The organism is Plantactinospora veratri, from assembly GCF_036421995.1.
Lineage (GTDB): Bacteria > Actinomycetota > Actinomycetes > Mycobacteriales > Micromonosporaceae > Plantactinospora > Plantactinospora veratri.
This window is the reverse complement of sequence record NZ_JAZGQL010000002.1, coordinates 1-20,830: the sequence shown is the minus strand read 5'-3', so window position 1 is coordinate 20,830 and position 20,830 is coordinate 1. Positions and strand designations below refer to the sequence as shown.

The following is a 20,830-nucleotide window of genomic DNA, read 5'->3' as shown; positions in this document are numbered from 1 at the left end:
GGAGTGCGGGTGCGGCACAGACGCCGACGCGGGACGCCCCGGCGAAACGTCGCTCTGGGGCGCCCCGCGTCGAACGGGACTGACCGGGTCGGTCGAGGCTCAGACCTCGGCCGACTCCCGCAGGTTCTTCACCACGTTCGGGTCGACCGGAACACCCGGGCCCATGGTGGTGGTGAGGGTGACCTTCCGGAGGTACTTGCCCTTGGCCGCGGACGGCTTGGTCCGGAGGACCTCGTCGAGCACCGCGGCGTAGTTCTCCACCAGCTGAGCCTCGGAGAACGAGGCCTTGCCGATGATCAGGTGCAGGTTGGAGTGCTTGTCCACCCGGAAGGTGATCTTGCCGCCCTTGATGTCCGAGACGGCCTTGGTGACGTCCATGGTCACCGTGCCGGTCTTCGGGTTCGGCATGAGACCGCGCGGGCCCAGGATCCGCGCGATCCGGCCGATCTTGGCCATCTGGTCCGGCGTGGCGATCGCCGCGTCGAAGTCCAGCCAGCCCTCCTGGATCCGGGCCACCAGCTCGTCGGTGCCGACCACGTCGGCTCCGGCGGCGGTCGCCTCCTCGGCCTTGGCGCCGGCCGCGAAGACGATCACGCGGGCGGTCTTGCCGGTGCCGTGCGGGAGGTTGACCGTGCCCCGGACCATCTGGTCGGCCTTACGGGGGTCGACGCCGAGGCGCATCGCGACCTCGACCGTGGCGTCGAACTTGACGGTGCTGCTCCCCTTGGCCAGGCGTACGGCCTCGATCGGGGTGTAGAGCTTGTCCCGGTCGATGGCCTCGGCGGCCTTGCGGTAGCTCTTGCTGCGTTGCATCTCTGATTACTCCTGTGGTGTCTGGCGGGCCACGGAACGCCGCGGCCCTCCCACGAACTGGTCGTGCCGGTCAGGGGCGGGCGGAGAACTACTCCTTGACCGTGATGCCCATCGACCGGGCGGTGCCGGCGATGATCTTCTCGGCCTGCTCGACGTCGTTGGCGTTGAGGTCGGACATCTTCTTCTCGGCGATCTCGCGCAGCTGGGCGCGAGTGACCGAGCCGACCTTCTGGCTCTGCGGGACGCCGGAGCCCTTCTGCACACCGGCGGCCTTGATCAGCAGACGGGCGGCGGGCGGGGTCTTCAGCACGAAGGTGAAGGTCCGGTCCTCGTACACGCTGATCTCGGCCGGCACGATGTCACCGCGCTGCGACTCGGTCTGGGCGTTGTACGACTTGCAGAACTCCATGATGTTGACGCCGTGCTGACCCAGCGCCGGACCGACCGGCGGCGCCGGGGTGGCCTGGCCCGCCGGCAGCTGAAGCGTGAACGTCTTGACGAGCTTCTTCTTCGGAGGCATGTCACTTCCTGGGCTTGAAACTGGGGAACGTGCACCTGAGGTCACCCGTCGGCGCGCACGGTCAAGCGCGCCTGCGTGACGGGCGACGTTCAAGAGTAGCGCAGCGCCGGCTCGGGCGACGCGCCGAGGTCGGCCCCGGCCGGAGCCCGGGCGGGCCGTCGATCAGATCTTGGCGACCTGGTTGAAGTTGAGCTCGACCGGAGTCTCCCGACCGAAGATCGACACCAGCACCTTGAGCTTCTGCTGGTCGGCGTTGATCTCGCTGATCGTGGCCGGCAGCGACGCGAAGGCGCCGTCGGTGACGGTGACCGAGTCGCCGACCTCGAAGTCGAGGACCTTGACCTCCGGCTTCGCCTTCTTGGTCTCGGTCTCCACCGCCGGGGCGAGCCACTTGAGCACCTCGTCCAGCGAGAGCGGCGCGGGCCGGTCGGCCCGGTCGGTCGCGCCGACGAAGCCGGTCACCCCCGGGGTGTTGCGCACGCAGGAGTACGACTCCGGGGTGAGTTCCATCCGGACCAGGATGTAACCCGGGAAGACCTTGTTCTGGACCTGGAGGCGCTTGCCGTTCTTGACCTCGACCTCTTCCCGGGTCGGCACCTCGACCTGGTAGATGAACTCTTCCATGTCGAGGCTGGTGATCCGGGTCTCCAGGTTCGTCTTGACCTTGTTCTCGTAACCGGCGTACGAGTGGACCACAAACCAGTCGCCGGGCGCGTAGCGCAGCTTCTGCCGCAGCTCGGCGACCGGGTCGTAGTCCTCGTCCGGCGCCTCGGCGGCGGCGAACTCCGGCTCGTTGGCGGCCTCTACCGACTCGGTACCGCTCGCCGTCGCCACCGCGGACTGCTCGTCCGGGATCTCGGCGGTCTCGTCGTACTCAGGCACGCTCGCTCACTTCCGTCACTATCAGGTGGGGCAGGTGGTCAGCTGGAGCCGCCGAAGACCCACAGCACGGCGCGGGCGAAGGCGTAGTCCAGCCCGGCCACGATCGTCAGCACCACGGCGACGAACACGACCACCACGGCGGTGTAGGTCAGCAGCTCCTTACGGGTCGGCCAGATGACCTTACGCAGCTCTGCCACGACCTCGCGGAAGAACCGGGCAAGCCGGCCGAATATTCCGACCCGACCCTCGGTCTTGGTCTTGGGCCTGCTGTCCGCCGAATCGGCCTTGGTGCGCTCCCGGGTGGCGGTGCCACCACGTCCGACCGGCTCGTCCGCCTCGTCGTCGGCGTCATCGTCGACGACGTCGTCAACCATCTCGTCGTCGAGACGGTCGTTGTCGTCCTCGTCGCGCCGATTCTTCTCGGCCACTTCGCCCTCCGTCGCCGGGTGGTTGGTACGCGCGTCGGTGGACGCGCGCTGCGCTTTTCACGCCGGCCGGAACCCGGAGTCTCCGCCTCGGGCACCGACCGCCCTCGACCGAACCCTCCGGACGACCGTCCCCCGGAACGGCCCGCGGCCGGCGGATCCGCCAGGGCGCGGACCGGGCGGACGGACCGCCTCGGCGCGACCCCGCCGATGCCACCAACACGAGCCGGTCGCCACAGGTGATGGCGACGCCGATCCCGGGACCGGTCAGGCCGTAGGCGCAGGGGTGACAGGACTTGAACCTGCAGCCTGCGGTTTTGGAGACCGCTGCTCTGCCAATTGAGCTACACCCCTGTGGGGGCAGCCGACCCACTCAGGCACGCACGCCTGAGTAGAGGCCACTTGCCCCACGGCGGACCAGTGTACGGGTAGAGGCACGAGTTTCCCAACCGGTGTGCCCCAGCGAGCCCGTCCCGCCTGGTCCGGCCCGAGCTACGCCGGGGTGCGGATCACCGCCCGGGCCTGGGCGAGCACCTTCTCGCCCTGGCAGGTGGCGGTCAGGTCGAGCCGGGTGAGTCCGTCCTCGGGCTCACCCCGGACGGCGGCGCTCACCTCGATCTCGGTGCCCTGGTCGTCGTCCGGCACCACGACCGGCCGGGTGAACCGGACGCTGTATTCCACCACCGCGTCCGGAGCGCCGGCCCAGTCGGTGACCGCGCGTCCGACCAGCGCCATCGTGAACATGCCGTGTGCGATCACCCCGGGCAGCCCCACCTTGGTGGCGAACCGGTCGCTCCAGTGGATGGGGTTGAAGTCGCCCGAGGCGCCCGCGTAGCGGACCAGGTCCGCGCGGGTGATCCGGAAGGTACGAGGTGCAAGATCCATCTCAGCCCTCTCCGCGTACGACGAGCTTGGTCCAGACGGTGACCACCGGCTCCCCCGCCGTCGTGCTGACCTCGGTGCGGGTGGTCATGAAGCTGTGCGCGCCCCGGTTGAGGATCTCCTCGACGGTGTTGACGCAGGTCAGCTCGTCACCGGCGATCACCGGCCGGGTATAGCGGAAACGCTGGTCGCCGTGGACCACCCGGCTGTAGTCGACGCCGAGTTCCGGGTCCTCGACGATCTGCCGGTTGGCCGCCATGGTGATCGTGAACGGGAAGGTCGGCGGCGCCACCACGTCGGCGTGCCCGAGCGCCCGGGCGGCATCCGGATCGTGGTGTGCCGGGTCGACGGCCCCGATCGCCGTGGCGAACTCTCGGATCTTCTCGCGGCCCACCTGGTAGGGCGGGGTCGGCGGATAGCTGCGGCCGACGAAGGACGGGTCCAGGGACATGCCGCCGAACCTACACGGCGGGGGCGACCCGCCGGGGCCGCCGCCCGGCGGACGGGACGAGCCCGCCGATGCCCCGGGAAGGCGCGCAGGCGCCCGCCGGAGCCCCGGTCAGGGGTCCGGAAGAAGGCGCCGCCCGGCGGTCCGGAGGGTGCCCGCCGGACGGCGGGGGTCGGACCCGCAGGGCGCGGCGGGCACCGGGGCGTGGAGAGCAGAATCGCCGCCCCGGGGGCCTGGGCGGCAGCGGGCTCGGAGCCGCGCTCGCCAGGGCCGGAACGGCGATGCTGGTGGTCTCTGGTCGGCCGACTCGCGTCGGCGCCGATCAGCGGGTCTCGCGGTGAACGGTGTGCTTGCCGTCCCGGGGGCAGAACTTCTTCAGCTCGATGCGGTCCGGGTCGTTACGGCGGTTCTTACGCGTGATGTAGTTGCGCTCCTTGCACTCCACACACGCCAAAGTGATCTTGGGACGGACATCGGTCGCCTTGGCCACGGCGGGGCGCCTTCCTCGTTAGCGGACTGAACTACGACGTACCAGCGTAGACGCCTGCCACGCGGACACGCAAAGTGGGCGCCGACAGCGCCCTCTTGTTTCGGTCTCCGGGTTAGCCCCGGCGCCCGAGAGTAGCGGTGGCCGGACTTGAACCGGCGACACAGCGATTATGAGCCGCTTGCTCTGCCATCTGAGCTACACCGCCGTGGCGGGTCCAACAGAACCCTCTGAGCCCCCTTACGGAATCGAACCGTAGACCTTCTCCTTACCATGGAGACGCTCTGCCGACTGAGCTAAGGGGGCGCGCACGCGATCTTTCCTGGTGGCGCGCAGAGGTAAGAGTACACGTCGTCGGGCACGAGGTGAAATCAGATCCCCGGTAGCCAAACCGGGGCATCGATCCGAGGCCGTCGGAGCAGGTCAGGGCACTGCCCGCAGTCGCCGTACGTCGGCCTGACCGGCCGAGGTGTCGGATTCCGACTGGGCCGCGAACCACGCCTCCAGGCGCTCGTACGGCAACGGACGGCTGAACAGGAAGCCCTGCCCGATCTGGCACCCGATGTCCTGGAGCAGTTCCAGGGTGAGTTCGCTCTCCACTCCCTCTGCCACCACCGCCAGGCCGAACTGCTGGGAGAGCGTCACCACCGCGTTGACGATCGCCAGGTCCACCGGGTCGGTCGCCATCCCCTGCACGAACGAGCGGTCGACCTTGACCTCGTTGACCGGCAACCGACGCAGGTAGGAGAGCGAGGAGTGGCCGGTACCGAAGTCGTCGACGGCGAGGCGTACCCCGATGTCGCGCAGCCGGCGCAGTCCCGGCACCGCGCGTTCGGTGCCGTCCAGTACGCCGGCCTCCTTGATCTCCAGGGTGAGCAGCTCCGGGGCGACGCCGTACTCCGCGAGCATTCCCTGCACCAGGGCCGGGAACTGCTGGTCGGCGAGGGTACGCGGAGAGATGTTGACCGAGACGGCGAGCGTGTTGCCGCCGCTGGTCCAGTCCCGGCTGCGCCGCAGCGCCTCGCCGAGCACCAGCCTGGTCAGCTCGGGAAGCTGGCCGGTGTGCTCCGCCACCGCCACGAAGTCCTCCGGCGCCACCGTCCCGTGCGCCGGGTGCACCCAGCGGGCCAGGCACTCCACCCCGACCAGCCGCCGGTCGGTCAGGGTGACCTTGGGCTGGTAGTAGACCTCCACCTCGGCGTGGTCGAGCGCGCGGCGCAGGTCGCTGGCGAGGCCGAGCCGGCGCGACGACCGGGACTCCAGCCCGGGACTGAAGAGCTGGATGCCGTCCGGGGCCGACTTGGCCCGGGTCACCGCGAGGTCGGCGCGCTGGAGCAGGGTCGCCGGATCGTCGCCGTGGTCCGGATGCACCGCGACCCCGACCACGGTGTCGACGTCGAGAACGAGCACGTCGAAGACCATCCGGTCGCGGATCTGCTCGCGCAGCTCGGCGGCGAGGTCGAGCGCCGCGTCGATGCTCTCCATCCGCAGCGTCACCACGAACTCGTCGCTGCCGACCCGGCCGACCAGCGCGGCGGAGGGGGCCGAGGCGCGCAGCCGGGTCGCCACCTCGACGAGTACCCGGTCGCCGGCCGCGTGCCCGACGGACTCGTTGACCTGGCGGAGTCCGGCCACGTCGAAGAGGAGCAGCGCGACGACCTCGTTCGGGGCGCGTACCCGGACCGCCTCCTCCAGCGCCCCGCTCACCCGCCGACGGTTGGGCAGGTTGGTCAGCCCGTCGTGGTACGCGTCGTGCCGCAGCCGGTCAACCAGCCGCGAGTTCTCCAGGGCGACCGCGGCGTGCGCGGCGATCGTCTCGAAGATCGGCACGTCCGCGGGGGTGAAGTGCCCGATGTCGCCGAGCCGGTTCACCACCTCTAGTGACCCGATCACCGCCTGGCCGGAGCGGAGCGGGGTGACGATCACGTCCTTCAGACCCGCTTCCCGCAACGCCTCCCGTACGTCCGGATGGCCGCCCATCCGACTGCCGGCGGCGACGGTCCGGCTCTCCTGGGTGGCGCGTTCCCGGGCGACCAGCGGGGTCCGGGAGAAGTCGAGCAGTCCCGAGTCCTCGACTCTGGCGGTGAGCAGGACCTCCGGGTGCCGGCCCTGGCCGGGGAGCCAGAGGGTGGCGTACTCGGCCTGCATCAGCGCCCGGACCCGGCCCAGCAGCGAGTCGGCCAGGGTGCCGTCCTGGCCGCTCTCGCTCATCGCCTTGGTGAGTTCGTAGACGTCGGCGAGGGTGCGGTGCTGGCGGAAGAACTGTGCGTACGAGCGGTAGAGCAGGATCAGCGCGGCGGCGAGCGCGAGCAGGAGCAGGGCGGACCACGGGGTCATTCGGAGGCAGATCACGATGACCAGGCCCATGGCCACGTTGAGCATGACCGTGAGCAGGCCGGGTCCGGAGGTGCGGAACACCTCCCAGCCCGCCTGTGCGCCATGCATGATCGCGAAGACTCCGGCGACCGCGCCCAGCGTCACCAGCGCGTGGGTGGCCACGGCGGCGACGAGCACACCCCAGGTGCTCGGCCCGAAGCCCCGCATCTCCGGCAGGGCCAGCACGACCAGACTCGCCAGCGACGCCGCCGCGGCGGACTTGGCGACGTTGAACCACAACTTCGCCGGTGGGAACCGGCGGTAGATCTGGGTGATCAGCGAACCGAGCGTGAAGACGAGTACGACGGTGAGCGGCGGCAGCAGGTAGAGCCCGAAGAGCAGTGGGATCTCGCTGAACGTGATGGCCGTGGTCTGTCGTCGGACGACGTAGAACAGCAGCGGCGTGTCACCCAGCAGCGCGAGAGCGAGCACCAGGGCCGCCCACGTCCACTCGTCGGGCGGACCGTCGAGGACACCGAGCACCACCGCCAGGACGACCGCGAAGATGGCCAGCGGACCGGTGATCAGCCAGGCGTGCTCAGGGGATCGACGTGGTGACGGTGGGCGCCCAGCCATACCACTCCCAATGGAAGAGAGTCCGTCCCTCGGACGCGCGTGGCCGCTAGGTCCAGTCCCAGCCGAGGACCTGGACCCCGGCCTCCGGCCCGGTCGCGTCACCCTCGGCTGGAGGGTCGGTCGAGTCAGCGATCCAGATGTGGCCGCTTCGGTCCCGCACAGCCAGGTCGGTCACCGCGGTCGCCGCGGCGAAGCCACTGACGGCGAGCGCCGCGAGCAGAAGTAGGGAGCCTATGTGGCGACCCAACCTCCATGCAGGCATCGGTTTGCTCCCGTCGAGGTAGCGTCGTGGAAGGTAGATGTTCCATGATGGTGCCACAGTCAGAGGAACCCGCAAAGCCATCGGAAGAGCGACCACCCGGGGATCGGCAAAGTCTAACCGTTCGGTAGGGACAGGTCCGCCGGCCGGACGCAACCCCGCTTGCCAGCAAATGCCCGACAGGATTCACTCCCCGCTCAATAAGACTCACCACCCGTACGCGATCAGGCGTATCAAATACCGTTGTCGACGGATTTCGGCTAAACCACTGCAACCGCGTAACTCCACCCATCACGGACGGAGCGCCACCGCAGAATAGGTCGACATCGGGACACTAGGGATAGCTCGGGCTGCCGTCCACAGCAGACTCAGCGGACACCGGCCGAACGTCCGCGCGACCGGTGTCGCACGTCGCCAGGATCACAGTCCGTGAGGGCGCCCACCGTGAAGGCTCCGGCTCGGGCGGCCGTCACGGCGTCCCGGGCCACCCGGACCGCGAACTCCGGGTCGGGCGAGGTCCGCAGCAACACCAGTTCGTGGTAGAGCGGCGCGGTGGCCGCGATGAGCAGTCTGCGCGGATCGCAGTCCGCCGGGATCTCGCCGCGCCGTACCGCCCGGTGCACGATGACGGCACAGCGGTCGTAGCGGTCGGCCCAGAAGGAGCGGAGCGCGGCCGCGGCCGGCGCCGAACGGAACGACGCGGCGATCAGCGCCATCGTTACCGGCGGATCGGCGGTGAGCGCCGCGTACACCTCCGCGTTGACCGCGAGCAGGTCCCCCTCCAGCGAGCCGGTGTCGGGTGGTCGCCAGTCGTCGTCGACGGCCTCGACGAGTACGTCGGCGAGCAGCCCTCCGACGTCGCGCCAGCGCCGGTAGACAGTGGTGCGGTGCACCCCCGACCGCTCCGCCACGGCGTCGATGCCCAGCGCGTCGTAGCCGTACTCGACGAGGTGGGCCCGGACCGCGTCGAGGACCCGGCGGCGGACCTCAGCGCTGCGCCCCCCGGGCCGGCGGGCGGGCCCGGCGGAATCGGTTGGCGGTCGGGGCGGAGTCATGGCACTATCTTACTGCTACATCCGTAGATTTAAGGTGGGTACCCGTCCGATGATCAGGTGAGCGTCACCCCGCGTCCCGAGCCGCCGCACGACCCGGCGGCCGATCCGTCGACGACCGGAGTCGCTCCCATGCCTACCCAGCTCAGCCTGCACAACGTCACCAAGCGCTACGCCGACCGGACCGTGCTCGACGCCGTCAGCTGCGCCATCGCCGCCGGCGAACGCACCGCGATCATCGGCGAGAACGGCTCCGGCAAATCCACCCTGCTCCGGCTGCTCGCCGGACGGGAACGCCCCGACGAGGGACGGGTCACCGTCGTCACCACCGGTGGGCTCGGCTATCTCGGACAGGACGCGCCGCTGCCGGCAGACCTGACCGTGCGGCAGGCGATCGACGACGCCCTGGCCGAGCTGCGCCGGATCGAGGCCCGGCTGCGGGAACTGGAATCGCTGCTCGGCGACGGCGACGAGCGGCACCTGACCGAGTACGGCGAGCTGGCCACCGTCTTCGAGCTGCGCGGCGGGTACGACGCCGACGCCCGGGTGGAACGGACGCTGCACGCGCTCGGCCTGGCCGGGATCGACCGGAGCCGGCGGCTCGACGAGCTCTCCGGCGGCGAACAGGCCCGGCTGCACCTCGCCGCGGTGCTGTCGGCCGGCGCCGAGGTGCTGCTGCTCGACGAGCCGACCAACCACCTCGACGACGACTCGCTGCGCTGGCTGGAGGAGCACCTGCGCGGCCGGCGGGGCAGCACCGTGCTGGTCTCGCACGACCGGGTCTTCCTCGACCGGGTCGCCGGGGCACTGATCGAAGTGGACGGTGACCGGCACACCCTGGTCCGGTACGGCGACGGATATTCCGGATTCCTCGCGGCCAGAGCGGCCGCCCGGCGGCGCTGGGCCCAGGCACACTCCGACTGGCAGGCCGAAGTCGGCCGGCTGCGCGAAGCGGTGGCGACCACGGCCCGGCAGGTCGCGCCGGGCCGGGAGATGAAGGACCGGAACAAGATGGCGTACGACCGGGACGCCGGCCGGGTGCAGCAGTCCGTCGCGAGCCGGGTACGCAACGCCGAACAGCGGCTGCGCCGGCTCACCGAGCACCCCGTGCCACCGCCACCGCAGCCGCTCCGGTTCACCCCGACGTTCTCCGGCGACGGCACCACCGGGGTGCTGCTGCACGCCGACGGGGTGGCGGTGCGGGGCCGACTGCGCGAGACCGGGTTGACGCTGGGTAGCCGGGATCGGCTGTTGGTCAGCGGGGCGAACGGCGCGGGAAAGAGCACCCTGTTGCGGGTACTCGCCGGCGCACTGGTGCCGGACGCCGGCCGGGTGGTCCGGCGGGGGCGGATCGGCTACCTGCCCCAGGAGGTCGCGGTGGAACGGCCGCGGGAGCCGCTGCTGCACGCCTTCGCCCGGGGCCGGCCCGGGTCACCGGCCGAGTACGTCGACGAACTGCTCTCGCTGGGGCTCTTCGACCGGGAGCGGCTCGGCGTACCCGTCGGGGAGCTCTCCACCGGCCAGCGGCGACGGCTCGCGCTGGCCCGGCTGGTCAGCGAGCCGGCCGACCTGCTGCTGCTCGACGAGCCGACCAACCACCTGTCGCCCGGCCTGGTCGAGGAGGTGGAGACGGCCCTCGCGGAGTATCCGGGCGCGGTACTGGTGGTCAGTCACGACCGGCGACTGCGCGAGCGTTGGCGCGGCGAGCACCGGGTGATGGCCGCCGGGGCACTCGACCCCGAACCGGTCCCCGTCACGGGTTGACCCGGAAAGCACCACGGCACCGGTTTGCGATTCGGCCGGGTCGCGCCGATCGAATTCCGAAGGAAGGAAAACCGAAATGACATCTTCGCGTCATCCGTCGGTACGGGAGTTTCCGATAGCCGATTCCACCGCCGGCCCGTACGGCCTGACCGTCGGACCGGACGGCGCAATTTGGGTCACCCTGGTGCATGCCGGGGAAATCATCCGAATGACCCCCGAGGGGGAGGTTCGACGTCACCAACTCGACGAATCGGCGAGCCGCCCCTGCGTCATCACGCCGGGGCCGGACGGCGCACTCTGGTTCACCCGGTCCCAGGACCACCGGATCGGACGGGTCTGCCCCGCCGGGCAGGTCACCTCGTACCCGATCCCGTCGCCGGCCGGCGGCCCGTACGGCATCACCGCCGGGCCGGACGGCGCGCTCTGGTTCACCGAGCTGAACACCGACCGGATCGGCCGGATCGGCACCGACGGCAGGATCGAGGAGTATCCGCTGCCCGAGACGGGTGCGTTTCCCTCGATGATCACCGCCGGTGCCGACGGGGCTCTCTGGTTCACGCTCAACCAGGCGAACGCGGTCGGCCGGATCGAGGTCGACGGCGACATCACCCTGCACCCGCTGCCGACGGCCGGCGCCGGACCGGTCGGCATCACGGCCGGCGCCGACGGCGCGGTCTGGTTCGTCGAGATCGCCGCCGGCCAGCTCGGCCGGATCACCCCGGACGGGAAGATCACCGAGATCCCGTTGCCGGACCGGGCCGCCCGGCCGCACGCGATCGCCACGGCACCGGACGGGAGTTACTGGTTCACCGAGTGGGGCGCCAACCGGGTCGGGCAACTCGGCACGGACGGCACGATCCGGGAGTACGACCTGCCGACACCGGGATCCGAGCCGCACGGGATCGCGGTCGGCCCGGACGGGGTCGTCTGGGTCGCCCTGGAGATCGGCAGCGTCGCCCGGCTGACGCCGTAGCGGAGATTCGGGGCCGGCACCTGCCGGTCGTGGCTGCCCCGGTCGGGCCGGTCCGGGCCCGGCGTTCGCTCGGGCCCGGCGGCCGGGTCGCCACCGCTGGCGCAACCTCGGCACGTCACCGCCGCTGGCTCGCCCGGCGCCGGTCGGCGTCCTCGATCGCGTGACGTACCGCCAGCCGGATCACCCAGTACAGCGCTCCGAACATGACCACGGTCAGCGCGAGGTAGACGGTGAGCACGAACAGCAGTTCGGGAACCTGGTCGGTGGAAACCATGCGGAGACGCTAGGCCAGCCCGGCCGCTGTCGCCGCCCCCACCCGCGAGCGGAAACGCTTCCGTTGCCATCCGGACGCGTTCCACAACTGGCCGGTCAACCCGCGAGTCGGCCGAGTACGCCGGACCCGACCACGATCACCGCGCCGATCAACATGAAGACGACCGGCACGATCCAATGCCCGAAACGTCGTACGAGGTCGACGACCTTCTGATGGGAGCCGAGCCAGGACCCGGCCAGACACCAGACCGCGACCCCGACGGCGAAGACCGCCACGGTGAGCAGGCTGTCGACGACGCCGACGGTACGGAACGTCGGCGTGTAGACGGAGAGGTTGTCGGCGCCGTTCGCCACCGTCACCCCGATCACCGAGAGGAGGCCGGTGGCCACCACGGGCGACGGCGGATCGACCTCGTCCCGGGCCCGGAGCGCCGCGACGAGTCCGCGCAGCCCGAGGGCGAACGGGACCAGACCGAGCAGCCCCACCCACCGGTCGGGCACGATCGTCAGGCCCAGCGCGGCGACGGCGGAGACGAGGACCAGGACGGCGATCCCGGCGTACTGGCCGACCCAGATCTGCCACGGCCGCGGCCGGCCCGCTGCCCTGGCGGAGAGGAAGAGCACGGTCAGCACGATGATGTCGTCGACGTTCGTACCGGCGAAGAGCCCGACCGCCGCGAGCAACGTCCCGACCAGATCGCCCACGCGCAGGGACTCTACGGAAAGTGGTCAGGTCGGGCCGGCGGCGGTCCGGGCGGCGCGCAGGGCGCCGACCGCGAGCAGCAGCGGCCCGGCAAGCGTCACCGTCGCCAGCAGCGCCGCCGACACGTCGACCAGACCGGCCAGCGACGTCGCCACGCCGGCCGAGAGGAAGACGCTGTCATCCGGGTTGGCGAACCTCCACCAGGTCGACCAACCCCGGACGAGATCGTGGAGCGCGACCGCCGCCGAGACCGTGACCAGCAGCGCTCCGAGCGGAACGAGGCCGGTCCGGTCGGCACGCGACGCCGACACCGCCAGCACGGCCGCCGCCGCGACGGTGGCCAGCAGCGCCGGCCAGCCGGCTCCGAGCAGGCCGAGCAGCGGCTCGCCGTCGACCCGGGACCAGACGTCCGCACCGACGACCACGAGCAGGAGTACGGCGACGCCCCTGGCCAGTACCGTGGCCTTGCGCCGCTGCCGGACCGGTAGCGCGAGTACCGCCACGGCAAGACAGAGGATCCCGAGCAGCAGCGCCACGGAGGCGAGCCGTTCCTGGTCGAGGGCCTGCCGCCACTGGTCGAGGATCGGCGGTGGCAGGGCGGGCCGCCCGGTCGACGCGGCAGCACCGTCCAGCGGCGCGTAGAACGGGATCAGCAACCGACGGGTGGCGGGTTCGGCGGAGCCCCGCCACAGTTCCACCGCCGTGGGGAGCGCGAGCAGGGCGATGCCGGCGGCCAGCGCCGGTCGTACCCGGGGCGCTGCCGGCCCGACGACCAGGACGTAGCCGATCAGCGCGGCCGATGCGACCAGCGCTGACTGGGCGGCGGCGCGGTCGGCGGAGACCAGCGCTGCCAGGGCCGACAGCGTGCCGGCGACGACGAAGACCGTCAGCAGGACACGCGTGGGGCGCACGGTCAGCGATCATTCCATAGATGGGTCGCGACGGATGCCGCCCTCGATCGCGGCCCCTGCGGAACGGCGGGTGTTGAGCCGGGCGGCCTGGCGCGTCAGGTGGTCGCGCTCGGCGAGGTTGGCTGCCTTCCGGGCCGCCTCGGCGTACAGCCGGGCCGCCGTCGCCGGATCGCCGTCGCGCTCGTGCAGGTACGCCGCCACCGCCGTGTGGCGGGGCAGCGAGTCGTCCAGCGCAGCGAGCGCCGCCAGCCCGGCGCGCGGTCCGTCCGCCTCGCCGACGGCGACCGCGCGGTTGAGCCGGACGACCGCGCTGTCGGTCAGGCGCGCGAGTTCGTCGTACCACTCGACGATCTGCACCCAGTCGGTCTCCTCGGCGGTGGGCGCGTCGGCGTGCAGGGCCGCGATGGCTGCCTGGGCCTGGAACTCGCCCAGCCGGTCACGGGCGAGGGCCGTCTGGAGGATCTCGACGCCCTCGGCGATCAGCGTGGTGTCCCACCGGCTGCGGTCCTGCTCGGCCAGCGGCACCAGGCTGCCGTCGGGTGCCGTCCGGGTGGCGCGCCGGGCGTGGTGCAGCAGCATCAGGGCGAGCAGGCCCGCCACCTCGGGGTGGTCGATCGCGGAAGCGAGCTGCCGGGTCAGCCGGATGGCCTCGGCGGCCAGGTCGACGTCGCCGGAGTAGCCCTCGTTGAAGACCAGGTAGAGGACGCGCAGCACGGTGGCGACGTCGCCGGGCTGGTCGAACCGTACGCCCGAGACGGTGCGCTTGGCCCGGCTGATCCGCTGCGCCATGGTCGCCTCCGGTACCAGGTACGCCTGGGCGATCTGGCGGGTGGTCAGCCCGCCGACGGCGCGCAGCGTGAGCGCGACCGCCGACGACGGCGTCAGCGACGGATGGGCGCAGAGGAAGTAGAGCTGGAGCGTGTCGTCCACCACGGGCACGGGTCCGGGCGCCGGCTCCTCGTCGAGGAGGTCCTCACGACGGCGGCGTGCGGCGTCCGCCCGGGTCGCGTCGAGGAACCGGCGCCAGGCCACGGTGACCAGCCAGCCCTTCGGGTCCCGTGGCGGGTCGGCCGCCCAGGTCCGGACCGCCTCGACCAGCGCGTCCTGTACGGCATCCTCGGCCGCCGCGAAGTCGGCTCCGCGGCGGACGAGGATCCCGAGCACGCTCGGCGTGAGGCTCCGGATCAGGGCCTCGTTCATGAGCCGGTCACTCCGTGATGGTCGGCGGCTCGGTCAGGAAGGGGCGCAGCTCGAGCCACTCGTGGATCGGCTTCCCGCCCGCTCCGGGGGCGGCCGACAGCTCCCCGGCCAGTTCGACGGCGCGCTCGTAGCTGTCGACGTCGATCACCATCCAGCCGGCGATCAGGTCCTTCGTCTCGGCGAACGGGCCGTCGGTGACCGGCGGGCGCCCCTCACCGTCGTACCGCACGAACGTCCCCTCGGGGGCGAGCGCCTGACCGTCGACGAACTCGCCGGTCTCCTCCAGCCGGGCCGCGAAGTCACGCATGTACTGCACGTGCGCCGTGATCTCCTCCGGCGTCCACTTCTCCATCGGTACGTCGTTCACCGCAGCCGGGGCGCCACGGTAGTGCTTGAGCAGCAGGTACTTCGCCATCGTGTTTCTCCTCGGTACCGGTGTGCGACCCATTCTGATCGCGTTCACAGCCGGGGACGGAGCCGGTCAGCGGTTCTCGACATCGCCGGCAAAGTTTTCTCCCCGGTGGCTGAGCCCCGGCCGAGCCGTCCGGTGGCGTCGGAGGCACCGGGCGCGGGCGGGAGCGCGGGGAGGCCGCGACCTGGCCCCCGAGCTTGACGCGCGGGCAGTCGAGCCTCTGTTCGACCTGGGCAGCTCTGCGTGCAGCGGGTTCAGGATCGGCGCAGCGGCCGGAACGCGGCCCGTAGCTCGGTGGAGAAGAGTTCCGGTTCCTCCCAGGCGGCGAAGTGGCCGCCGCTGCCGACCTCGTTGAAGTACGCGAGGTCGGGGTAGACGGTTTCGGCCCAGCTACGCGGGGCCGCCCAGAGCTCGTCGGGAAAGGTCGTGAAGCCGACCGGTACCGAGGCCGGCGGCGGCGCCTGGCCAGCGGCGTCGGCTGCGGCCTGGGCCCGGGCGAATTCCCAGTACCACCGGGCGGACGAGGCGCCGGTGCCGGTCAGCCAGTACAGCGTGATGTTGTCGACGATGCTCTCCCGGGTGAGACCGCCGACGGCCCCGCCGTCGACGAACGCCCGGGACATCTTGTAGTAGCTGCTCGTGTCGTGGTCGAGCATCCAGGCCGCCAGCCCGACGGGGGAATCGAGCAGGGAGTAGCCGATCGTCTGCGGGCGGGTGGACTGCTCCAGGAAATAGCCGAAGCCGTCCGTCGTGAACGTGTTGAGCGCGTCGTACGCCGCCCGCTCCGGCGCGGACCGCGCCGGCAACTGGTCCTTGAGACCGATCGCCGCGACGAGGAGATTGACGTGGATGCCGAGCAGTCCCTCGGGGGCCAGTCGAGCCATCGCGTCCGTGACGGTGGCGCCGACGTCGCCGCCCTGGGCGACGTAACGCGAGTAGCCGAGCCGGTTCATCAGCTCCGCCCACGCGCGTGCCATCCGGGTGGACTCCCAGCCGGGCTCGGTCGGTTCACCGGAGCAGCCGTAACCGGGCAGGGAGGGCAGCACCAGGTGGAAGGCGTCCTCGGCGGTACCGCCGTGCGCGGTCGGGTCGGTGAGTGGGCCGATCACCCCGAGCAGCTCGACGACCGACCCCGGCCAGCCGTGCGTGATGATCAGCGGCAGTGCGTTCTCGTGCCGCGACCGTACGTGGATGAAATGGATCTCGACGCCGTCGATCTCGGTCGTGTACTGCGGCAGCGCGTTCAGCCTCGCCTCGAACGCGCGCCAGTCGTGCTCGGTCGTCCAGTACCGGGCCAGTTCCTGAACGGTCGCGAGCTGCACGCCCTGCGAGCGATCGGTGACCAGTTCCCGGCTGGGCCAGCGGGTGGCTCCGATCCGGCGATGCATGTCGGCGATCGCGTCTTCCGGCGTGTCGAGCCGGAAGGGACGGATTTCGTTGTCGTTCGACATGTTCCACCTGCCGGCTCGGGTCGACCGGCGCCGGGACGCCGGTCGGCTGGTACGAGCCCAGTTTCGCACCGGCCCGGCGACCGGCGGACCGGAACGCGATTTCACGTTCGGGTACCGGCTGGACCGCAGCACTGGCTGCTGTCGCACTGGCTGCTGTCGCTTCATCGGCTTTGCCGGGACCGGTGTGGTGCCCGCAGCTACCTACGAGGGCTGACGGTCGGTCGGCACCAGCCGAACCCGCCGGTTGACGAGGTTGATGTCCACGATCTCGACGGCGAATACGTCGCCGAGTCCACAGGTGCGGTCCAGCACGGTGTTGTGGACCAATCCCTCGATGCCGTCTCCGATGGCGAAAAAGACACCCAACGGCGGGACGACGCGGGTCACCGTACCCGGCACGACGGTGCCGAGACGTGTCCGCGCGAATTCCGCCAGCGGGTCGGGGAGCAGACCCTTCAACGACAGTGACACCCGTTCGCGGTCGAGATCGACGTCCAGTACCAGCACAGTGAGCCGATCTCCCACGCTGACGACGTGCGACGGATGATCGAAGCGCGTCCAGGAAAGCTCCGGACAGTTCACCATGCCGACAACGCCGCCGATCTCGACGAACACCCCGAAGTTCTCGATCTCGACCACCGCGCCCCTGACGACCTGGCCACGCTGCAGCGTTTCCAGGCTCACGCGCCGCCCCTCGGCATCCGTCAATCCCATGTCTCCAATCTTTTCGTCCCGCCGTGCTCGGCACACCCTCGATCCTGTGGCCGTGCCCGAGACTCCGAACAGCACGAACGACGATCAAACAGGGGTATGGCGAGACGGCCGCGACAGTCGGGGTGTCGACTAGGATCCGGTCGGCGCACCGGAGGGGGTCGGATGGAGACGTGGCGTCCCCTGGCGGGCGCCGTTCTGAGCCTTGCGGTGAGCCTGGTAGGTGTCGCCCTGGCCACCAACTTTCGCGGCGTCACGGAATGGCACGTACGGCGGTCGATTTCCACCGCGAGCGTGCTACGGCGAATCCCCCCGTGGCGCTGGCTGCCAGACGTCTCGCCCGAGGAGCGTCTGGCGCGCTTCGTCCTGCTGGAAAGGGTGCTTGGGGTCGCTTTCGCGGCGGTCGGCGTCATAATCTTGATCGCCGTCGGCTACGGCGTCGTGACCGGTCAGCCGATGCGGATGGTGAAGTAGGCCGCAGGGTTCTTCCACACCGCCAACCAGGTCAACCTGGTCCCGGCCTGGTCGGGTTCAGTTCTGCGAGGAGGCGCACGATCCGGGCCCGGATCTGGTCGCGGACCTCGCGGACGACGGGTAGGGGCTGGCCGGCGGGATCGGTGAGGAACCAGTCTTCGTAGCGCTTGCCGGGAAAGACCGGGCAGGTGTCGCCGCAGCCCATCGTGACGATGACGTCGCTGGCCTCAGCGGTCTCCCAGTCGAGGATTTTGGGTCGTTCCGTCGATATGTCGATGCCGACTTCCCGCATCGCTTCGACGGCCACCGGATTGATCTGCCCGGCCGGTTCCGAACCGGCGGACCGGACCTCGACGCTGTCCCCGGCCAGGTGACGTAGCCAGCCGGCCGCCATCTGGGAACGCCCGGCGTTGTGCACACAGACGAACAGGACCGAGGGCTTACCGGTCATCCCGGTCATCGTTCCTCCTGGAAAATTCGGTGGTTGCGGGAGTCATGACCGCGCCTCCTCGTGCGCTGGACGCCGGATGACCAGGTCGTCGGGTCGCCGCCTCGGCACGGGGTACCACCACGCCAGAGCGGCCAGCGCGACCAGGGCGCCGACGAGTTGACCTGCGACGAAACCCGGCGCCGAGGCGGGGGCGATGCCCGCGAAGGTGTCGGAGAAGATGCGGCCTACCGTCACGGCCGGATTCGCGAAACTCGTGCTGCTGGTGAACCAGTAGGCGGCACCGATGTAGGCGCCGACCGCAGCGGGTGCCACGTTCACCCGGCCGGAGCGGACCAGGGCGACGATGAGCAGCAGCAGGCCGGCGGTGGCGACGGTCTCGGCCAGCCAGAGGTGTCCGCCCGTCCGGGCCGTGCCGGACCAGGTCACGGCAGGCAAATCGAACATCAGGTTTGCCAGGACAGCCCCGGCGACCGCTCCCGTGACCTGAGCGGCCACGTACGCCACGAGCTGGGCGGGGCTCAGCCCTGCACCGGTACGTCGACCGAGCCACCAGTCCGCAGCCGAGATCACCGGGTTGAAGTGCGCCCCGGAGACCGGCCCGAAGATCAGAATCAGCGCGCCGAGTGCCAGAGCGGTCGCGAACGCGTTCTGCAACAGTTGCAGTCCCACGTCCCCGGGCGACAGTCGGGCAGCCGTGATGCCGGAACCGACCACCGCGGCGACCAGCAGGGCCGTACCGGCGAACTCCGCCGACGTACGCCGAGCCAGGCTCACCCGGACGCTCGGGACGTCATCGCCGACGTGTCGAGCAGCCGGGACAGCGCACCGAGCCGGCCGGGCATCACCCAGTAGTAGACCCAGGTGCCTCGACGCTGGGAGTCCACCAGGCCCGCTTCCCGCAGCACCTTCAGGTGGTGCGAGATCGTCGGCCCGGTCAGGTCGAACGCGTCGGTCAGCTCACACACGCAGACCTCCCCGCCGGCTCGGGCCGCGATGAGCGACAGCAGGCGCAGCCGTACCGGATCACCCAGCGCCTTGAAGCCTCGGGCCAGGTCGGCCGCCGTCTCCTCGGTCAGGGCTTCGGCGACCAGCGGCGGGCAGCAGCTTTCGGCGCTGAGCACGGGTAGCTCTTGTCTCGACACCCGTCTAGTTTGACAGTCATCTAGTCAGCGTGGCAACCTTCTGTTTAGATATCCATCTAGGCAGGGAGGTGCGGGATGTCCCGCGTCCAACTCGCGCTACGCGTTTCCGACCTTGAAGGGTCGGTGGCGTTCTACTCCAAGCTGTTCGGAGTCGAGCCGGCCAAGCGCCGCCCCGGATACGCCAACTTCGCCATCGAGGAGCCGCCGCTGAAGCTCGTCCTGCTCGAAGGCGCCCCGGACCAGCCCACCGTCATGGACCACCTCGGCGTCGAGGTCTTCGACGGCGCAGAAGTGGCGGCCGCGACAGACCGACTCACCCAGAGCGGGCTGATCACCCTCACCGAGAACGACACCTCCTGCTGCTACGCCGTGCAGGACAAGGTGTGGGTACGCGGTCCCGGCAACGAACCCTGGGAGGTGTACGTGGTCAAGGGCGACTCAGACCAGTACGGCAAGAGCGCCGACGCACAGCCCGGCGCCGACGACAACTGCAAGTGCGGCGAGGCCCGCGACACCAGCGGCGGCAAGGAAACGGCGACCGTGGGAGCGGCCTCCGGCGGTTGCTGCTCGTAACTTCCGGTGGTCTCACCCGGACGGGGGCGGATCCGCTGGCGGGGTACGGTCACCATCAGCGGATCCAGCCCGTTCTACTGCCGGGACCGTTTGTATCTCAGGCGGGAGCAACCAAGATCGACCTGCCCACCATCTGCCCACAACTCGCTGTCGAGCGCCGGACTCGGCTGGACCGGACGGGACCAAACAAGATCAGCCCCTCACCCGGTTGTCCCAGGTCAGGGGCTGATTCCGCACCGTGTGGCGGGTAGAGGATTCGAACCTCTGTAGCTTTCGCGACGGATTTACAGTCCGCTCCCATTGGCCGCTCGGGCAACCCGCCAGGGCGTGCCGCCACGCGGAACGCGGCAGCGGAAGCAAGGATAGCGGTTGCATCGGGCCGCCGCGCAAGCGGGTACCGTCGGCATGTCGTACCGCCGCCGGGCCGGCCCGGCGCACCTTCATGTCGTCCACAGCAGGAGCGGAATCATGGCAGCCAACCCGTCGTTCGACATCGTCAGCAAGGTCGACCGGCAGGAGATCGACAACGCCCTCCGGCAGACCGAGAAGGAGCTCTCCACCCGCTTCGACTTCCGGGGCACCGGCGCCGACATCTCGTGGTCGGGCGAGGAGGGGGTCAGCCTCCAGGCCGAGACGGAGGAGCGGGTCAAGGCGGCCCTGGAGGTCTTCAAGGAGAAGCTGGTCAAGCGGAACATCTCGCTGAAGTCCCTGGACGCCGGCGAGGCGCGCCCGTCGGGCAAGGTCCACAAGATCGACTGCAAGATCATCCAGGGCATCGACTCGGACAAGGCCAAGGCGATCAGCAAGAAGATCCGCGACGAGGGGCCGAAGGGCGTGCAGGCGCAGATCCAGGGCGACCAGCTCCGGGTGACCGGCAAGAAGAAGGACGACCTGCAGATCGTGATCTCCCTGCTCAAGAGCGAGGACTTCGGCGTCGCCCTTCAGTTCACCAACTACCGGTAGGGAACACACCGCAGCCTGCGCACCGGGCCAGATGTCGTCACCGTCGGGGGGGGGGGGGGGGGGCACCCCCCCCAACCCACGCCCCCGGGCCACCCCCCCCCCCCCCACC

At 70.4% G+C, this 20,830-nt stretch carries 24 protein-coding genes and 4 tRNA genes; 5 read left to right on the top strand and 23 right to left on the bottom strand.

The genetic code is table 11. From position 1 onward, the window contains the following. Positions 1 to 99 precede the first annotated feature (99 nt). The 12 genes from rplA to V1634_RS02670 form a co-directional block, all read right to left on the bottom strand. Complete coding sequence (rplA, locus tag V1634_RS02725; protein ID WP_107260918.1) at positions 100 to 813, bottom strand: 50S ribosomal protein L1; 714 nt, start codon at positions 811 to 813, stop codon at positions 100 to 102. 88 nt (positions 814 to 901) lie between these two features. Next, positions 902 to 1,333, bottom strand: a complete 432-nt coding sequence (gene rplK / locus V1634_RS02720; RefSeq protein ID WP_107260920.1) for a 50S ribosomal protein L11 — start codon at positions 1,331 to 1,333, stop codon at positions 902 to 904. Between the two features lie 162 nt (positions 1,334 to 1,495). Next, entirely contained in the window at positions 1,496 to 2,215 is a 720-nt protein-coding gene (gene nusG, locus V1634_RS02715) for a transcription termination/antitermination protein NusG (RefSeq protein ID WP_331206140.1), read from the bottom strand. 38 nt (positions 2,216 to 2,253) lie between these two features. Beyond that, on the bottom strand, positions 2,254 to 2,643 hold the full coding sequence (gene secE / locus V1634_RS02710) for a preprotein translocase subunit SecE (RefSeq protein ID WP_331206139.1): 390 nt from the start codon (positions 2,641 to 2,643) through the stop codon (positions 2,254 to 2,256). A 278-nt stretch (positions 2,644 to 2,921) separates the two neighbouring features. Further along, positions 2,922 to 2,994, bottom strand: a tRNA-Trp gene (locus V1634_RS02705). A 138-nt stretch (positions 2,995 to 3,132) separates the two neighbouring features. Beyond that, on the bottom strand, positions 3,133 to 3,525 hold the full coding sequence (locus V1634_RS02700) for a MaoC family dehydratase (RefSeq protein WP_331206138.1): 393 nt from the start codon (positions 3,523 to 3,525) through the stop codon (positions 3,133 to 3,135). 1 nt (position 3,526) lies between these two features. Then, positions 3,527 to 3,973, bottom strand: coding sequence for a MaoC family dehydratase N-terminal domain-containing protein (locus V1634_RS02695; RefSeq protein WP_331206137.1), 447 nt, complete (start codon positions 3,971 to 3,973; stop codon positions 3,527 to 3,529). A 319-nt stretch (positions 3,974 to 4,292) separates the two neighbouring features. Next, a complete protein-coding gene (rpmG, locus tag V1634_RS02690; RefSeq protein ID WP_013288652.1) occupies positions 4,293 to 4,460 on the bottom strand; it encodes a 50S ribosomal protein L33 in 168 nt (55 codons plus the stop codon). A gap of 132 nt (positions 4,461 to 4,592) precedes the next feature. Next, a tRNA-Met gene (locus tag V1634_RS02685) sits at positions 4,593 to 4,665 on the bottom strand. 25 nt (positions 4,666 to 4,690) lie between these two features. Continuing rightward, positions 4,691 to 4,763: transfer RNA gene (locus V1634_RS02680), tRNA-Thr, on the bottom strand. Positions 4,764 to 4,880: 117 nt separating this feature from the next. Then, positions 4,881 to 7,409: a putative bifunctional diguanylate cyclase/phosphodiesterase gene (locus V1634_RS02675; protein ID WP_331206136.1), complete on the bottom strand. Its 2,529-nt coding sequence runs from the start codon at positions 7,407 to 7,409 to the stop codon at positions 4,881 to 4,883. Positions 7,410 to 8,036: 627 nt separating this feature from the next. Beyond that, positions 8,037 to 8,723, bottom strand: coding sequence for a TetR/AcrR family transcriptional regulator (locus tag V1634_RS02670; RefSeq protein WP_331206135.1), 687 nt, complete (start codon positions 8,721 to 8,723; stop codon positions 8,037 to 8,039). A 129-nt stretch (positions 8,724 to 8,852) separates the two neighbouring features. Here V1634_RS02670 and abc-f point away from each other — a divergent pair, with 129 nt between their 5' ends. Together abc-f and V1634_RS02660 are read left to right on the top strand one after the other, a co-directional pair. Then, positions 8,853 to 10,484 carry a ribosomal protection-like ABC-F family protein gene (gene abc-f / locus V1634_RS02665; protein WP_331206241.1) on the top strand — a complete coding sequence of 544 codons (1,632 nt, stop codon included), beginning with the start codon at positions 8,853 to 8,855 and terminating at the stop codon, positions 10,482 to 10,484. A gap of 76 nt (positions 10,485 to 10,560) precedes the next feature. After that, positions 10,561 to 11,457 carry a virginiamycin B lyase family protein gene (locus V1634_RS02660; RefSeq protein WP_456238607.1) on the top strand — a complete coding sequence of 299 codons (897 nt, stop codon included), beginning with the start codon at positions 10,561 to 10,563 and terminating at the stop codon, positions 11,455 to 11,457. Positions 11,458 to 11,572: 115 nt separating this feature from the next. Here the strand turns inward: V1634_RS02660 and V1634_RS02655 are convergent, their stop codons facing one another. From V1634_RS02655 to V1634_RS02625, 7 genes are all read right to left on the bottom strand, one after another. Next, positions 11,573 to 11,731, bottom strand: coding sequence for a hypothetical protein (locus V1634_RS02655; protein WP_331206133.1), 159 nt, complete (start codon positions 11,729 to 11,731; stop codon positions 11,573 to 11,575). 95 nt (positions 11,732 to 11,826) lie between these two features. Beyond that, the gene (locus tag V1634_RS02650) at positions 11,827 to 12,435 is read right to left on the bottom strand and encodes a cadmium resistance transporter (RefSeq protein WP_331206132.1); all 609 of its coding nucleotides are present in this window, start codon (positions 12,433 to 12,435) and stop codon (positions 11,827 to 11,829) included. A gap of 24 nt (positions 12,436 to 12,459) precedes the next feature. Then, entirely contained in the window at positions 12,460 to 13,344 is an 885-nt protein-coding gene (locus V1634_RS02645) for a hypothetical protein (protein WP_331206131.1), read from the bottom strand. A 9-nt stretch (positions 13,345 to 13,353) separates the two neighbouring features. Then, positions 13,354 to 14,544, bottom strand: coding sequence for an RNA polymerase sigma factor (locus V1634_RS02640; RefSeq protein ID WP_331206130.1), 1,191 nt, complete (start codon positions 14,542 to 14,544; stop codon positions 13,354 to 13,356). Positions 14,545 to 14,551: 7 nt separating this feature from the next. Next, a complete protein-coding gene (locus V1634_RS02635; RefSeq protein ID WP_331206129.1) occupies positions 14,552 to 14,959 on the bottom strand; it encodes a YciI family protein in 408 nt (135 codons plus the stop codon). A gap of 251 nt (positions 14,960 to 15,210) precedes the next feature. Continuing rightward, positions 15,211 to 16,407 (bottom strand): epoxide hydrolase family protein, encoded by a 1,197-nt coding sequence (locus tag V1634_RS02630; protein WP_331206128.1) that lies wholly within the window; start codon positions 16,405 to 16,407, stop codon positions 15,211 to 15,213. Positions 16,408 to 16,608: 201 nt separating this feature from the next. Continuing rightward, a complete protein-coding gene (locus V1634_RS02625; RefSeq protein WP_331206127.1) occupies positions 16,609 to 17,091 on the bottom strand; it encodes a S1 RNA-binding domain-containing protein in 483 nt (160 codons plus the stop codon). A gap of 192 nt (positions 17,092 to 17,283) precedes the next feature. Between V1634_RS02625 and V1634_RS02620 the strand changes: the two genes are divergently transcribed. Continuing rightward, positions 17,284 to 17,592: a hypothetical protein gene (locus V1634_RS02620; RefSeq protein ID WP_331206126.1), complete on the top strand. Its 309-nt coding sequence runs from the start codon at positions 17,284 to 17,286 to the stop codon at positions 17,590 to 17,592. Positions 17,593 to 17,623: 31 nt separating this feature from the next. On the opposite strand, the gene V1634_RS02615 is transcribed toward V1634_RS02620, so the two are convergent. The 3 genes from V1634_RS02615 to V1634_RS02605 are packed head-to-tail and all read right to left on the bottom strand — an operon-like array spanning position 17,624 to position 19,185. Further along, complete coding sequence (locus V1634_RS02615; protein WP_331206240.1) at positions 17,624 to 18,043, bottom strand: arsenate reductase ArsC; 420 nt, start codon at positions 18,041 to 18,043, stop codon at positions 17,624 to 17,626. 42 nt (positions 18,044 to 18,085) lie between these two features. After that, positions 18,086 to 18,817 carry an MIP/aquaporin family protein gene (locus V1634_RS02610; RefSeq protein WP_331206125.1) on the bottom strand — a complete coding sequence of 244 codons (732 nt, stop codon included), beginning with the start codon at positions 18,815 to 18,817 and terminating at the stop codon, positions 18,086 to 18,088. Next, positions 18,814 to 19,185 carry an ArsR/SmtB family transcription factor gene (locus V1634_RS02605; RefSeq protein ID WP_331206124.1) on the bottom strand — a complete coding sequence of 124 codons (372 nt, stop codon included), beginning with the start codon at positions 19,183 to 19,185 and terminating at the stop codon, positions 18,814 to 18,816. The genes V1634_RS02610 and V1634_RS02605 overlap by 4 nt, the downstream gene beginning before the upstream one ends. Positions 19,186 to 19,260: 75 nt before the next feature. On the opposite strand from V1634_RS02605, the gene V1634_RS02600 reads away from it, so the two are divergent. Further along, entirely contained in the window at positions 19,261 to 19,758 is a 498-nt protein-coding gene (locus V1634_RS02600; protein WP_331206123.1) for an ArsI/CadI family heavy metal resistance metalloenzyme, read from the top strand. A 241-nt stretch (positions 19,759 to 19,999) separates the two neighbouring features. On the opposite strand, the gene V1634_RS02595 is transcribed toward V1634_RS02600, so the two are convergent. Further along, positions 20,000 to 20,080 (bottom strand) — tRNA-Tyr (locus V1634_RS02595). Positions 20,081 to 20,226: 146 nt separating this feature from the next. Between V1634_RS02595 and V1634_RS02590 the strand changes: the two genes are divergently transcribed. Further along, positions 20,227 to 20,721 (top strand): YajQ family cyclic di-GMP-binding protein, encoded by a 495-nt coding sequence (locus V1634_RS02590; RefSeq protein WP_331206122.1) that lies wholly within the window; start codon positions 20,227 to 20,229, stop codon positions 20,719 to 20,721. The last annotated feature ends 109 nt before the right edge of the window (positions 20,722 to 20,830 follow it).

What these genes read in the sequence shown, in the direction of transcription:
- rplA (WP_107260918.1), bottom strand. Translation starts at nt 813, where the DNA reads ATGCAACGCAGCAAGAGCTACCGCAAGGCCGCCGAGGCCATCGACCGG.
- rplK (WP_107260920.1), bottom strand. Translation starts at nt 1,333, where the DNA reads ATGCCTCCGAAGAAGAAGCTCGTCAAGACGTTCACGCTTCAGCTGCCG.
- V1634_RS02700 (WP_331206138.1), bottom strand. Translation starts at nt 3,525, where the DNA reads ATGGATCTTGCACCTCGTACCTTCCGGATCACCCGCGCGGACCTGGTC.
- V1634_RS02695 (WP_331206137.1), bottom strand. Translation starts at nt 3,973, where the DNA reads ATGTCCCTGGACCCGTCCTTCGTCGGCCGCAGCTATCCGCCGACCCCG.
- V1634_RS02675 (WP_331206136.1), bottom strand. Translation starts at nt 7,409, where the DNA reads ATGGCTGGGCGCCCACCGTCACCACGTCGATCCCCTGAGCACGCCTGG.
- V1634_RS02670 (WP_331206135.1), bottom strand. Translation starts at nt 8,723, where the DNA reads ATGACTCCGCCCCGACCGCCAACCGATTCCGCCGGGCCCGCCCGCCGG.
- abc-f (WP_331206241.1), top strand. Translation starts at nt 8,853, where the DNA reads ATGCCTACCCAGCTCAGCCTGCACAACGTCACCAAGCGCTACGCCGAC.
- V1634_RS02660 (WP_456238607.1), top strand. Translation starts at nt 10,561, where the DNA reads ATGACATCTTCGCGTCATCCGTCGGTACGGGAGTTTCCGATAGCCGAT.
- V1634_RS02655 (WP_331206133.1), bottom strand. Translation starts at nt 11,731, where the DNA reads ATGGTTTCCACCGACCAGGTTCCCGAACTGCTGTTCGTGCTCACCGTC.
- V1634_RS02640 (WP_331206130.1), bottom strand. Translation starts at nt 14,544, where the DNA reads ATGAACGAGGCCCTGATCCGGAGCCTCACGCCGAGCGTGCTCGGGATC.
- V1634_RS02635 (WP_331206129.1), bottom strand. Translation starts at nt 14,959, where the DNA reads ATGGCGAAGTACCTGCTGCTCAAGCACTACCGTGGCGCCCCGGCTGCG.
- V1634_RS02630 (WP_331206128.1), bottom strand. Translation starts at nt 16,407, where the DNA reads ATGTCGAACGACAACGAAATCCGTCCCTTCCGGCTCGACACGCCGGAA.
- V1634_RS02620 (WP_331206126.1), top strand. Translation starts at nt 17,284, where the DNA reads ATGGAGACGTGGCGTCCCCTGGCGGGCGCCGTTCTGAGCCTTGCGGTG.
- V1634_RS02615 (WP_331206240.1), bottom strand. Translation starts at nt 18,043, where the DNA reads ATGACCGGTAAGCCCTCGGTCCTGTTCGTCTGTGTGCACAACGCCGGG.
- V1634_RS02600 (WP_331206123.1), top strand. Translation starts at nt 19,261, where the DNA reads ATGTCCCGCGTCCAACTCGCGCTACGCGTTTCCGACCTTGAAGGGTCG.
- V1634_RS02590 (WP_331206122.1), top strand. Translation starts at nt 20,227, where the DNA reads ATGGCAGCCAACCCGTCGTTCGACATCGTCAGCAAGGTCGACCGGCAG.